We start from the raw sequence: 13,710 nt of genomic DNA, 5'->3' as shown, positions 1-13,710 counted from the left end.
CCTCGGTGCTGCTGTCCTACTGCACGAATGTCCACCCCGCCGAGGATCTGGATGGAGTGATCGACCAGCTCGTCACCTACGCTGCGCCGGTCCGCGAGGCCGCCGGCCTGGAGACACTCGGGGTGGGGCTGTGGATGCCGGCCGCACTGGCACACCAACTGGACGCCAGCGCAGAGGACCGCGCGAGACTGCGCGCGGTCCTCGCTGAGCAGCGTCTGCAGGTCCACACCCTCAATGCCTTCCCGTACGGCGGCTTCCACCGCGACGTGGTCAAGCTGGACGTCTACACGCCCACGTGGGCAGAGCCCGAGCGGCTCGCCTACACGCAGGCGAGTGCTCGCGTCCTGGCGGACCTGCTTCCCGAGGGCGTCGCGGGGTCCATCTCGACGCTGCCGCTGGGCTGGCGGACGTCCTGGACGGCCGAGGACGATGACGCCGCAGCCCGCGCGCTCGCCACCCTGAGCCAGGACCTCAAGTCCCTCGCCGAACGGACGGGGCGCGTGGTGAGGCTCGCGATCGAGCCGGAGCCCGGGTGCACGCTCGACGACGTCGAGGACGTGGTCGCATGGCTCGAGGCCCGCACCGGCGGCTCTGCCGATGACGGCACGCACCGAGTGGATCCGGACTTCATCGGAGTCTGTCTGGACACCTGCCACCTGGCGGTGTCCTTCGCGGATCAGCGAGCGGGCACCGCCGCGACGGTGCGCCGCATTACCGATGCCGGGCTGCGTGTGGTGAAGGTTCAGGCCTCGGCGGCGCTTCACGTCGAGGATCCCGGCACCGCCGAGGCGCGACGTGCCGTCGACGCCTTCGCCGAGACGCGCTACGTGCACCAGGTGCGCGAACTCGACGCAGCTGGAGAGGTGCTGAAGCGCGACGACCTTCCCCAGGCGCTGGGCGGCGCCGCCTCCCCCGCTGACGCTCGGCTCGACGCATCACCCTTGCCCGCGCGCGGCCCGTGGCGCGTCCACTTTCATGTGCCCCTGCACCACGAGCCCGTCGCCCCGCTCGCCGCCACCACGGATGTGCTGCGAGATGCGGTGGCGGCCGTGCGCGCCGCGCCTCACGGCGACGAGGCTCACCTCGACATCGAGACCTACACGTGGTCTGTCCTTCCGGACGCCACGGAGTCACTGGCCCAGGGAATCGCGGCCGAGCTGCGGTGGGCCCGCGCGAACCTGCTCAGCGACCAGAAGGAGACCACTCCATGAGACCCGTCCTGCTGCTCGACGTCGTCGGACTGACCGCCGATGCTCTCGCCCACATGCCCCGGTTGTCCCGAATGGCGGCGGGCGGCTGGAGCAGCGAACTCGCGACCGTGCTTCCGGCCGTCACCTGCAGCGTGCAATCCACGATGCTGACGGGGGCATCTCCTGCTCAGCACGGCATCGTCGGCAACGGTTGGTACTTCCGCGAGCTGGGCGATGTGTACCTGTGGCGCCAGCACAACAAGCTCGTCTCCGGAGAGAAGCTGTGGGAGAGCGCGCGCGCGGCGCAGCCCGGCTACACCGCAGCGAATGTGTGCTGGTGGTACGCGATGGGGATGACGACCGACGCGACGGTCACGCCTCGCCCGATCTACCACGCCGACGGCCGCAAGTCGCCGGATGCCTACGTGCGCCCGCCCGAGCTGCACGACGAGCTGATGACGAACCTGGGCGATTTTCCGCTGTTCACCTACTGGGGTCCCACGGCATCGATCGCCTCGTCGCGATGGATCGTCTCCGCCACGCAGCACATCATCCGTACGAAGGCGCCCGATCTGACCATGGCCTACGTGCCGCACCTGGACTACGACCTGCAGCGCTTCGGCCCCACGTCGGCCCAGGCGCACGCCGCTGCGGCGGAACTCGACCAGGCACTGGCTCCGCTGCTGGATGAGTGCGAGGAGCGCGGGATCACCGTGCTCGCGGTCTCCGAGTACGGGATCGCCGACGCCTCGCAGCCGGTGCACGTCAACCGGGCGCTTCGCGACGCGGGCCTGCTCGAGGTGTACGTCCAGGACGGTAAGGAGCAGTTGGATCCATGGACGTCGCGCGCTTTCGCGGTCGCCGACCACCAGGTGGCGCATGTCTACCTCGGCGACGCGCACGACGACGCGCTGCGCCGGCGGGTGAGTGCGCTGCTGCGCGATCTGCCGGGTGTGGACGAGGTGCTGGACCGGGAGGCCCAGGCGCGCTACGGCCTGGATCACGAGCGCGCCGGCGACCTCGTGGTGGTCGCAGAACCTGGCGCGTGGTTCACCTACTACTTCTGGCAGGACGATGACCGGGCTCCCGAGTACGCGCGCGGGGTGGATATCCACCGCAAGCCTGGATACGACCCGGCCGAGCTGTTCTTCAATCCCGATGACCGGTTGGCCAAGGCGAAGGCGGCCGCGAACCTGCTGAAGAAGAAGGCGGGCCTGCGGTACGCCATGAGCACCGTGCCGCTGGACGCCACGTGGGTGCGCGGCACACACGGGCGGTTGCCGACCTCCTCGGCTGACACTCCCCTGGTGCTGTGCTCAGACCCGGACGTGCCCGTGTCCGTGGCCGGACAGGTCTCTTCCGATCACGACCAGGTGCCCGCGTCCGCGATCAAGAGCCTCGTCTTGGATTTGCAAGGCATACGTCGGTAGAGGGGATGCTTGCCCGCGCATGGTGTGATTGCCGTAGCCCCGCGGCCACAGGCAACTGAGGCTGCGACTGTGGCTTGGCGCCAATGATGAGCGCGATCGCAGACGACCTCGAGGCCTCTGGCGGGGTGAGGGGCCGAATGAGCCTCCTGTCACCCACGCACAGGCGGTCACGCTGGAAGTGTCCAGGAAGGCCCGTAGGCGCGTTGGCGGCGATGCAGTCGCTTTCGCACGTGAGGTGAACGGCGCTGGGCCGATCCATCCGGGAACGACGAAGGACGGGTGTGCTGCCATGTGCGCATGACGGGACCTGTCACGAGGATCGCGTTGACTGCCCTGGCTGAGCGTCCGCCACAGGTCGGAGAACGATCCGAGCTGCGGCGAGCATTTAGGCCGACACTCTCGACGCTCCTATGCGCTCTCACGCGTGGCGATGCTCGAGCTGATGAGTCGCACTCCGGGTTCGACCGTGCCGCTCATCATCTCGAAGAGCAACCGCGCCGCTTCGCGTCCAACCCTCTCGAAGTTCAAGTCAACGCTCGTCAGTTGTGGGCGGGGACCGGTCGTCAGGACCTCCCAATTGTCGAAGCCCAGCAGTGCCACACGCGAGGGCACATCCCACCCGGCCCGTTGAAGGGCGTCCAGCGCGCCACGCGAGATTTGGTCGTTTCCGCAGACGATCCCGTCTAGGTCGGGGTATCGGGCTATCAGGCGCTCCGTGACGGAGCGGCCCCAGTGTTCTGACCAGCTGCCAAAGTGCACAGTGTCGTCTATCAGGCCGAGGCCGCGCTCTGCGAGAGCCTCCCGCACGCCCTGGGCGCGCTCCTGCGCGGCGGTGTATCCCACGTCGCCCGAGATGTGCGCGATGCGGGTGCGGCCCTGGTTGAGCAGGTAGCGCGTGGCATCGGCTCCGGCGCCGACGTCGTCGGGCACGACCGACACATCGCGGGGGTCCGCGGACGGTGCATACGCGTACACCACGGGCACGGGAAACTCCATCGCGATAGGTTCCCGGGCATTCGTGAGAGCACCCACCACGATGATGCCGTCGACGTTGCGGCGCAAGAGTGCATTGAGGTGGAACTGCTCTCGGATCGCGTCACCGCGCGCGTCGCAGAGGAACACCGATACCCGGCCGGTTCCGAACGCGTCCTCGGCCCCCATCAGGATGGGCAAGGAGAAGCGGCCCTCGAGGTCACCCGTAATGAGGCCGACAGTGCCGGTCTGGCCCGCGAAGAGCCCACGAGCAAGTTCATTGGGATGAAATCGCAGGTGTTCGGCAGCGTCGACCACGCGCTGGCGTGTCGAGGCGCGCACGTGCGCGCGATCATTCAGTGCCTTCGAAGCAGTTCCGATGGATACACCGGCGAGCTGGGCCACGTCCCTCAGGGTCACCCTCGCCTTCCCGGGGTCGTCCGATGTGTCGGATGCATCTGATCGCGAGGTGACTGACACGTCGTTTCCTCTTCCTGACATCGGGATTGCCGGACAAACTGCCTGCGGACAGCGCCATTATGCCCGGAGTTTCGGATGTTTCGCAATCACCTGCGCGGCGTGGCAGTTGACGAGCCCCCAACCGGGTGTTACGTTTCAGAAACCCGTTGCGGACTGTTTCCGCTCCGGGTCGGTTCGGTATCGCTGCCTGGCCGAAGCACTGCACATCAACGACGATTAGAGGCAGGAAGGCACATGAGACATCATCACTCCTCACGCCGGCGCGGCACGGCCCTGGCAGGCGCAGCCATCGCGACAGGCGCCCTCGTCCTCGCCGGATGCACGCCTGACGGTGGCACCACCGACGAGAACGATGGGGCCAGCGACGGTGGCCCTGTGGAAGAGCAGAACCTCACGGTCTGGCACTACTTCAGCGCCGACAACCAGGTCCAGCTCATGGACGAGTACAAAGAACTATTCGAGAGCAACAATGAGGGCGTCACAGTCGAGAACGTGTTCGTCCCCTACGACCAGATGAACTCCCAACTGATCACGAGCGCGAGCACCGAATCCGGTCCGGACGTTGTGGTCTTCAACGGCGCAGAGGCGAGCACTCTCGTGCTCGGCGACGCGCTGGCCCCGCTCGACGACTACTGGGCCGGGTTCGAGGACGCGTCCGAGTTCCCTGAGTCCGTGGTCCACAGCCTCGACGACTCTGCCTATGCCGTGCAGGGCTACGTGAACCTCTTGGGTCTTTGGTACAACGCCGACATCCTGGCCGAGGTCGGGGTGGAGCCGCCCGAGACCATGGACGAGCTCAACACCGCCCTCGACGCAGTGGTTGAGGCTGGCTACGGCGGCATCACCCTGTCGGGACTTCCCAACTCGCAAGGCGAGTGGCAGGCATACCCGTGGCTGACGTCCTACGGCTTCTCCTATGAGGACCCGCAGGCACAGCCGCTCGCGGACGCCTTCACGATGATCCAGGACTGGACCGCCTCGGGCGCTCTCACCGCAGAGGCCGTGACGTGGGACCAGACAGTGCCCTTCCAGACCTGGGCCGCGGGCGATGTGGCATTCGCCGAGAACGGCAACTGGCAGATCGGCACCGCCGAGACCACGGCTGAATTCGAGTACGGCGTGGTTCCGCTCCCCGTGGGCGACACCGGAAAGGTCTACCTCGGTGGCGAGGGGCAAGGTGTCGGCGCATTCTCCGAGAACCCCGACCTCGCTTGGCAGTACCTGCAGGAGACGTACTACAGCCAGGAGGGTCAGCTGTTGGCCGCCGAATTGGTGGGGAGCATTCCTGCTCGTGCCGACGCAGCACAGGACGAGGTCGTCACCGGTAATCCCCTCCTTGAGGGCTTCGCCGCCACGATCGAGAACAGTGGTGCGAACTACCCGGCGCCGGCGGTTCCGCCAGAGGCAGTCGCAGACCAGCAGCTCGAGGTCGGTCAGGTATGGAGCGCCGTCATCGGCGGACAGATCACACCCGAAGAAGCAGCACAGAGTGTGATCGACACGCTCAGCGGACTGCTGTAGACCACCCCCCTGCTCGAGTTGATCCGTAGCCAAAGGAGGCTATTCCCCATGGTCACCACTGCTCCGCAGTCAACTCGACCCACCCGGCGCGGCTCCGGCCGCGCCGGGCCGGGAGGGGGAATCTCCCGCTTCCGTAGATCCACGCGCCGCAAGCAACTCATGTTCGCGGCCCCGGCGGCGCTGTTCCTCGCCTTGTTCTCCCTGTTCCCCCTGGTGCAGTTGCTCCGCATGAGCGTGAGCGACGTGAGCGTGTCCACGCTCAATGAGTCGTGGGAGTTCACCGGCACGCAGAACCTCGAGACAAACCTCGCAGGTGATGCGTTCGGGGATGCCACGCTCAACACCGTCGTCTTCGTCTCGATCGTGACAGTCCTAGGGCTGGCGATCGGTCTCGCCGCGGCGATCCTGCTCGCCAAGAGTGGACGTTGGACAGGGTTCATCCTTGCGATGCTCGTCTTCATCTGGGCGCTCCCTCCAGTCGTCAACGGGTCGGTGTGGAAGTTCCTGCTGGGCAGCACAGGGCTTTTCAATTCAGTGGCGTTGGACACCGGTCTACGTGACCAGGTGATCCCGTTCCTGTTCGATGACTCGATCGCCCTCTACTCGGTCGCGTTGGTCAATGCCTGGGCGGTGGTGCCATTCAACGCACTCGTGTTCAGAGCCGCCATCATGGGCATTCCCTCGGAGGTTTTCGAAGCCGCACGCATGGACGGTGCGAGCAGATGGGGCGAGATCCGCCACATCGTGGTGCCCATGGTCAAGCCCACCACCCTGGTGCTGACGGTCCTCACCGTGGTCTATGGATTCCGCTCATTCGACTTCATCTACGTCATGACCTTTGGGGGCCCCGGCACGGCCACCACCACGCTCCCGTTCTTGGGGTACGTCCAGGCATTCGTCAGGTTCGACTTCGGGCTGGGCGCCTCCACTGCAGTGGTTGCGGTGCTCATGGTGGTCATCCTGGCGGTGCTCTATGCCCGCAGCGTGCGACGAGAGGAGGCCCACTCATGAGCCGCACACCCGCTTCGCCCGTAGCAAGGGGCCTGGGCACCGCCCCCTCTGGCAACCCCGCGACACACCAGGAGAGTGGCCTGCGCGCACGGCTGCGCCTCAAGGAGCCCGTCGCCTCTCCGCTGCGCGTGGTGCTGTTCCTCATGTACGGGATCCCCTTGTTCTGGATCCTGCTCACGTCGCTGAAGTCGCCAAGCCAGGTGATCTCCTCGCAGTCCTCGTTGCTGTTCAGCCCCACGCTCGACGCCTACACCAAGGCACTGGGTGACTCGGGCCTCTACACCGCACTCCAGCAGTCTTTCGTGATCGCGGCGGGCACGACGGTGCTGTCTCTCGCGATTGCGATCCCTGCCGGCTACGGCCTGGCGCGCGTGGACTCGCGGGTCACGACTATCGGCTTGGGGACGTTGATCGTGCTGCAGATGCTGCCGCAGACGTCCAACGTGATCCCGCTGTATCAGATCTTCGCGAGCTGGGGACTGTTGGACCGCAACATCGGTGTCATCATCGCCGACACGGCGTTGCTCGTCCCGTTCGCGGTGCTGTTGATGCGCCCGTTCTTCCGGGCGGTACCTCCCGCGCTTGAGGAGGCCGCGTCGCTCGATGGAGCCAACACCTTCCGCACCTTCTGGTCGGTCATGCTGCCGATCTCGCGAAACGGCATCGCCACGACCGGCACTCTCGTCTTCCTCCTGGCATGGGGCGAGTTCCTGTATGCCATCAACTTCTTCCAGACCCCCGGCAACTACCCCCTCAGCGCGTTGCTGGCGCAGCAGGTCTCCGCATTCGGCATCGACTGGCCAGGACTGATGGCGCTCGCCGTCATCACGTCGATCCCGATCATGCTGCTGTTCGTGTTCACGTACCGCCTGCTGCGCGAGGGGCTCACCCTCGGAGCGGTGAAGTGAGGATCGGGACGAGCGTCGTCGACGCAAGACTGCCCCACCTGACAACACCCCCCATCGCATCTTGACCCACCCACTAGGAGAGATTCACCGTGACGAACGAGGTCCACACCACCGCCCTTCCCGTGCAGCCGAGCCGTGGCGCCCTGCGTCCCATTGGGATGGCCGATGCAGTCATTGCAGACGGCTTCTGGGCTCAGCTGCAGTCACTCAACGCGTCTGCGATGATTCGTCACTGCGAAGACTGGATGGAACGCCTGGGGTGGATCGGCAACTTCGACGCCGCCGTCGAGGGGAGACTTCCCGAGGCCCGTCGGGGGCGTGAGTTCTCCGACTCCGATGTCTTCAAGCTGATGGAGGCGATGGCATGGGAGATCGGCCGCACCGGCGACGAGGATCTCGACGCCCGCTTCGAGGCGCTCGTGGATCGCATCCTGCCGGTGCAGGAGGAGGACGGCTACCTCAACACCAGATTCGGCCGTCCGGGACAGCAGCCGCGCTACTCCAACTTCGAGTGGGGGCACGAGCTGTACTGCTTCGGCCACCTGTTCCAGGCCGCGGTCGCGCGCGCACGCACCACGGGCCACGACCGGTTCGTGGCCATGGCCTGTCGCGCGGCTGATCACGTGTGCGACACCTTCGGTGAGGGCGGCCTTCAGGCTGTGGGCGGGCATGCGGAGATCGAGCCCGCGCTGGTCGAGCTCGGTCGACTCACCGGCGAGCAGCGCTACCTGGATCAGGCCCGACTGTTCGTGCATCGTCGTGGCCACGGCCTGCTGGAGGACATCGAATTCGGGCGCGCCTACTACCAGGACGACGAGCCCATCCACGAGTCCACCGTGCTGCGCGGACACGCGGTGCGGGCCACCTACTTGGCGGCCGGGGCGGTCGACGTCGCGATCGAGAGCGGGGACGACCTCCTGCTCGGTGCCGTCCAGCAGCAGATGGCGACCACGCTCGCGCGTCGCACGTACATCACCGGCGGCATGGGGGCTCACCACGAGGGAGAGTCGTTCGGCTCCGATTTCGAGCTGCCTTCTGACCGGGCCTACGCCGAGACCTGTGCGGGCATCGGATCGATCATGGCGAACTACCGACTGCTTCTCGCGACCGGAGACGTCCGCTATGCCGATGTGATCGAGCGCACTCTCTTCAACGTGCTCGCCACATCACCTGGAGAGGACGGTCGCAGCTTCTTCTACGCAAACACGCTTCACCAGCGCGAGCCCGGCGTGGTGCCTGAGCCAGACGCCGTCTCGCCGCGCGCCGCCGCCAGCATGCGAGCGCCGTGGTTCGCAGTGAGCTGCTGCCCCACCAATGTGGCGCGGACCGTGGCGTCACTGTCCAGCTACTTCGCGGCATCCACGGTCGATGCGCTGCACATCTACCAGTACGCGACCGGGTCGGTGCGCGCTGAGCTTGACGCAGGGCCTGTGGCCGTGGACGTCGAGACCGACTACCCCGATGGCGGTGAGGTGGCCTTCACCGTGACCGAGACGCTCGATACGCCGTGGACGCTCGCGATGCGGGTGCCGGCATGGGCCGAGGGCGCGACGTTGACCGTCGCGGGAGCCGCGGAGCGGGTGAATCCCGGCCTGGCGACAGTCACCGAGTCGTTCGAGGTTGGAGACACCGTGGTGCTCAGCCTGCCGATGCGCACGCGCATGACCCTGCCCGATGTGCGGATGGATGCGCTGCGCGGTCAGGTCGCCTTCGAGCGCGGGCCACTGGTGTTGTGCGTCGAATCGGTCGACGTCCCGTCGATCGACGTCGTCGACCAGCTACGCGTCGCAGGCGGGATCCGCGACGAAGGTGCCACCCAGGTCACGGTCGGGATGAGGACGATAGCGCTTCCGGACCGAGCGTGGCCTTTCGAATCGGGCAATGCGGCCTCCGCGAGTGCTGACACGGTGGATGTGCCGTTGCGGCCCTATCACCAGTGGGGCAACAGGGGCTCGTCGACGATGCGGGTATGGATCCCCTTGGACGCCGACGTCGCCACAGAGGCGCCATAGGGGAAGGTGGAGCGGTCGCGGTCTCGACATAATCGGCACCGCGCCCTCCCCTGTCATGTGACGGGGCAAGTGTCGCGGCCACGGCCGTGCCCGCCCTCAGACGGCGGCGACCATCCTCAACTTGGCTCCGACACGCTGCGCCCAGTCGCGGATCTCCTCGAAGTCGCGGAAGTCTCCCTTGGGCGGGTTGAGGGCACGGATGATGGCCCTCTCCCCCACGTTCAGGCGGTCCCACTGGAGGCAACCCGGGAAGCGCACGTGCTCGTTCGCGTTGACGTCGCGCGCCAGCGCCTCGGCCTCGTCGAGTGGCTGCCCGGGACGCACGATGGGCTCCATGCCCACCGAGAACATGTATACCTCGCGCTCGTGCAGGTCGATCACGTGGTCGCGGACCAGTTCCGCGGCGTCGCGACGCCACATCCCGCCGTACACGGCGCTGCCGACTACGACCGCGTCGTAGAAGTGCACGCCAAGCACGTCGCAGGCGTCCTGAAAGTCCACCTCGAAGCCGAGCTCGATGAGCTCATCCGCGATGGCACGGCCCACCTCGCGGGTGGACCCGTACTTGGAACCGGTAGTGACGAGAACCTTCATGACGACCTCCTGACTGGGTGATACCAGTCTGAGCCCGCGCATCGGCCCTTGCCAGGGACCTATGTCCCCAGGCCCGAGGGCCTATGTCACCCTCCTGGCCTCGTCCGCCCGCTACTCGACGACCAGGATCAGGTCCCCACCAGTGAGAGTCTCATTGCCGTCGAGGGCAATGCGCTTCACGGTGCCCGCCACCGGCGTGGTGATCGCGGACTCCATCTTCATGGCCTCGATCAGCGCGACGGTCTGTCCCGCCTGGACCTCGTCGCCCTCGTCGACCGTGACGGCGACGGCACCGGAGAATGGCGACCCGATCTGCCCGGGCTTGGTGCCATCGGCCTTCTCGCGCTGGACCACGTCGACCGACGCGGCCTCGTCACGCACCTGCACCGGACGAATCGAGCCGTTGTAGGTGAAGATCGCCGTGCGCTCGCCGTGGTCGTCCGGCTCGCCGAGCGCCTCGAGGGAGACGATCATCCGCACGCCCTTGTCGAGCTCGATGTTCACCTCTTCCCCGCTGCCCACCGTGAGGCCGTACAAGTAGTGGAACGTGTCGATGACGGAGATGTCTCCGTAGTTGTCGACCGCGACGTCGAAGTCGTCGGCCGGCCCGGGGAACAGCAGGTGGTTGAGCGCACGCCTGCGCACCTGTCCGGGCTGCGCGAGCTTCTCGCGGTCCTCGTCGGACAGCGGAGCGAGTTCGCGCGACGACGAGCGACCCTCGAGGGCCTTGGTGCGGAACGGCTCGGGCCAGCCGCCAGGGGGATCGCCCAGTTCGCCCTGCAGGAAGCCGATGACGGAGTCCGGCAGGTCGTACTTGTCCGGGTTCTGCTCGAAGTCCTCGGGGTCGGCGCCCTTGGCCACCAGGTGGAGGGCGAGATCGCCGACGACCTTGGACGTGGGCGTCACCTTCACCAGCCGGCCTAGGATGCGGTCGGCCGCGGCGTAGGTGTCCTCGATCTGCTCGAACCTGTCCGCGAGGCCCAGGGAGATCGCCTGCTGGCGCAGGTTGGACAGCTGTCCGCCCGGGATCTCGTGGCGGTAGACGCGGCCTGTCGGCCCCGGCAGCCCCGATTCGAACGGCGCGTAGAGCTTGCGCACGGCCTCCCAGTAGGGCTCGAGGTCCTGGGCGGCGGCGAGCGAAACGCCCGTGTCGCGGGAGGTGTGCTCGAGAGCGGCGACCAGCGCGCTCATGGGCGGCTGGGACGTGGTCCCCGCCATCGCCGCGCTGGCGACGTCCACGGCGTCCACTCCCGCCTCGGCGGCGGCCAGCAGCGTGCCGATCTGTCCGCCCGCGGTGTCGTGGGTGTGCAGGTGCACCGGCAGGTCGAAGCGCTCGCGGAGCGCCGACACCAGCGTGAACGCCGCGGCCGGGCGGAGCAGGCCCGCCATGTCCTTGAGGGCGAGCACGTGCGCGCCCGCCTCCACCAGCTGGTCCGCGAGCTTCAGGTAGTAGTCGAGGGTGTAGAGGTCCTCGTCCGGCGAGATCATGTTGCCCGTGTAGCACAGCGTGGCCTCGGCCACCGACTGGCCGGTCGCGCGCACGGCCTCGATCGCGGGGCGCATCTGGTCCACGTCGTTGAGGGCGTCGAAGATCCGGAAGATGTCGATGCCGGTCTCGGTGGCCTCCTCGACGAACGCCTGCGCGACCTCGTCGGGGTACGGCGTGTACCCCACGGTGTTGCGCCCGCGCAGCAGCATCTGGAGCGCGATGTTCGGGACCTCTTCGCGAAGGTTCGCGAGCCGCAGCCACGGGTCCTCGGAGAGGAACCGCATGGCGACGTCGTAGGTCGCCCCGCCCCAGCATTCGATCGACAGCAGCTCGGGCGTCATGCGCGACACGTGACCCGCGGCCTTCAGCAGGTCGTACGTGCGCACGCGAGTCGCGAGGAGCGACTGGTGCGCGTCGCGCATGGTGGTGTCGGTCAGCTTCAGCTGCTTGGCCGCGCGCAGTTCGCGCGCGAAGCCCTCGGGGCCGAGGTCGAGCAGCTGCTGGCGCGTGCCGGCAGGCGGCTCGACGTCGAGGTCGATCGAGGGCAGCTTCACGGCCGGGTGCAGCGCCGTGTCCGCGGGCTCGCCGTTGGGACGGTTCACGGTCTGGTAGCCCAGGAAGCTCAGCAGCTTGGTGGAGCGCTCCTGGCTCTCGGGCACCTCGAGCAGGTGCGGGCGCTGGTCGATGAACGACGTAGTCACGCCCCCGGCGCGGAAGTCCGGGTCGTCGATCACGGCGCGCAGGAACCGAATGTTCGAGGTCACTCCGCGAATGCGGAACTCGGCGAGCGCACGCGAGGCCCGGCGGGTGGCGGTCTCGAAGTCGTGTCCGCGGCACGTGAGCTTGACCAGCATCGAGTCGAAGTGACCCGTGACGGAGTTGCCCGCCATGCCGGTCGCGCCGTCGAGGCGCACCCCAGCGCCACCCGGCGACCGGTAGGCGACGATGCGGCCCGTGTCGGGCAGGAACCCGTTGGTGGGGTCCTCCGTGGTGATGCGCGTCTGAACCGCGAACCCGTTGGTGCGCACGTTCTCCTGGCGGATCCCGATCTGCTCGAGGGTCTCGCCCGACGCGATGCGCATCTGCGCGCTGACAATGTCGAGGTCGGTGACCTCCTCGGTTACCGTGTGCTCGACCTGGATGCGCGGGTTCATCTCGATGAACACGTGCTGTCCGGCGCGCTCGCCCTCGGTCTCGAGCAGGAACTCGACGGTGCCGGCGTTGACGTATCCGAGCGACTCGGCGAACCTCACCGCGTCGCGGCAGAGCGCTTCGCGGATCGCGGGGTCGAGGTTGGGCGCGGGTGCGATCTCCACCACCTTCTGGTGGCGGCGCTGCACCGAGCAGTCGCGCTCGTACAGGTGGACGATGTTGCCCTCGTTGTCCGCGAGGATCTGCACCTCGATGTGGCGCGGGCCCAGCACCGCCTGCTCCAGGAACACCGTGGAGTCGCCGAAGGCGTTGTCCGCCTCGCGCATCGCTGCCGCGAGCGCATCGGGCAGCGCCTCGCGCTTCTCCACGCGGCGCATGCCGCGCCCGCCGCCACCGGCGACGGCCTTGACGAAGATCGGGAAGCCGATCTCGTCCGCGGCGGCGATGAGCTCGTCCTTGTCCTTGGACGGCTCGGAGGAGTTCAGGACCGGCACATCGGCGGCCTTCGCGGCCTTGAGCGCGGCCACCTTGTCCCCCGCCTGCGCGAGCACCTCGGGCGGCGGTCCGATGAACGTGACGCCCTCCTGCTCGCAGCGACGGGCGAGCTCCACGTTCTCCGACAGGAAGCCGTAGCCCGGGTAGATCGCGTCGGAGCCCGAGTGCTTGGCGATCCGAATCATCTCGTCAATGTCGAGGTACGCCTTGACCGGGTGCCCCTCCTCGCCGATCTCATACGCCTCGTCCGCCTTGACCCGGTGCTCGGACATCCGGTCCTCGTGTGGGAATACGGCGACTGTCTTGGCACCCAGTTCGTAGGCGGCGCGGAAGGCGCGCACGGCGATCTCTGCCCGGTTGGCGACGAGGACCTTGGAAAACATTGACTTCCCTTCGACGGTGGCTTTATCTTGCCAGGTTTGCGGGTGCGCGTCAGCAAGGCCGCCGATGCGGCGC

The 13,710-nt window shown here is 67.3% G+C and carries 9 protein-coding genes; 6 read left to right on the top strand and 3 right to left on the bottom strand.

Annotated elements, in window-relative coordinates; genetic code table 11:
* The first annotated feature begins 5 nt into the window (after positions 1-5).
* Both eboE and ACNI14_RS08930 read left to right on the top strand, forming a co-directional pair.
* Positions 6-1,211, top strand: a complete 1,206-nt coding sequence (eboE, locus tag ACNI14_RS08935; protein WP_420519653.1) for a metabolite traffic protein EboE — start codon at positions 6-8, stop codon at positions 1,209-1,211.
* The gene (locus tag ACNI14_RS08930) at positions 1,208-2,620 is read left to right on the top strand and encodes an alkaline phosphatase family protein (RefSeq protein ID WP_420519652.1); all 1,413 of its coding nucleotides are present in this window, start codon (positions 1,208-1,210) and stop codon (positions 2,618-2,620) included. The genes eboE and ACNI14_RS08930 overlap by 4 nt, the downstream gene beginning before the upstream one ends.
* A 408-nt stretch (positions 2,621-3,028) precedes the next feature.
* Here ACNI14_RS08930 and ACNI14_RS08925 read toward each other — a convergent pair whose 3' ends face one another.
* The gene (locus ACNI14_RS08925) at positions 3,029-3,997 is read right to left on the bottom strand and encodes a LacI family DNA-binding transcriptional regulator (RefSeq protein WP_420519651.1); all 969 of its coding nucleotides are present in this window, start codon (positions 3,995-3,997) and stop codon (positions 3,029-3,031) included.
* 309 nt (positions 3,998-4,306) lie between these two features.
* On the opposite strand from ACNI14_RS08925, the gene ACNI14_RS08920 reads away from it, so the two are divergent.
* From ACNI14_RS08920 to ACNI14_RS08905, 4 genes are all read left to right on the top strand, one after another.
* A complete protein-coding gene (locus tag ACNI14_RS08920) occupies positions 4,307-5,593 on the top strand; it encodes a sugar ABC transporter substrate-binding protein (protein WP_420519650.1) in 1,287 nt (428 codons plus the stop codon).
* A 159-nt stretch (positions 5,594-5,752) separates the two neighbouring features.
* Positions 5,753-6,604 (top strand): carbohydrate ABC transporter permease, encoded by an 852-nt coding sequence (locus ACNI14_RS08915; protein WP_420519649.1) that lies wholly within the window; start codon positions 5,753-5,755, stop codon positions 6,602-6,604.
* On the top strand, positions 6,601-7,512 hold the full coding sequence (locus tag ACNI14_RS08910) for a carbohydrate ABC transporter permease (RefSeq protein ID WP_420519648.1): 912 nt from the start codon (positions 6,601-6,603) through the stop codon (positions 7,510-7,512). Before ACNI14_RS08915 ends, ACNI14_RS08910 begins: the two co-directional genes overlap by 4 nt.
* Positions 7,513-7,601: 89 nt before the next feature.
* The gene (locus ACNI14_RS08905) at positions 7,602-9,524 is read left to right on the top strand and encodes a glycoside hydrolase family 127 protein (RefSeq protein WP_420519647.1); all 1,923 of its coding nucleotides are present in this window, start codon (positions 7,602-7,604) and stop codon (positions 9,522-9,524) included.
* Between the two features lie 96 nt (positions 9,525-9,620).
* On the opposite strand, the gene ACNI14_RS08900 is transcribed toward ACNI14_RS08905, so the two are convergent.
* Both ACNI14_RS08900 and ACNI14_RS08895 read right to left on the bottom strand, forming a co-directional pair.
* Complete coding sequence (locus ACNI14_RS08900) at positions 9,621-10,118, bottom strand: flavodoxin domain-containing protein (RefSeq protein ID WP_420519646.1); 498 nt, start codon at positions 10,116-10,118, stop codon at positions 9,621-9,623.
* 111 nt (positions 10,119-10,229) lie between these two features.
* Positions 10,230-13,637: a pyruvate carboxylase gene (locus tag ACNI14_RS08895; RefSeq protein WP_420519645.1), complete on the bottom strand. Its 3,408-nt coding sequence runs from the start codon at positions 13,635-13,637 to the stop codon at positions 10,230-10,232.
* Between the last annotated feature and the right edge of the window lie 73 nt (positions 13,638-13,710).

The sequence above is a fragment of the Demequina pilifera genome (assembly GCF_048814985.1).
GTDB lineage: Bacteria > Actinomycetota > Actinomycetes > Actinomycetales > Demequinaceae > Demequina.
This window is presented reverse-complemented; position numbering and strand designations above follow the sequence as displayed.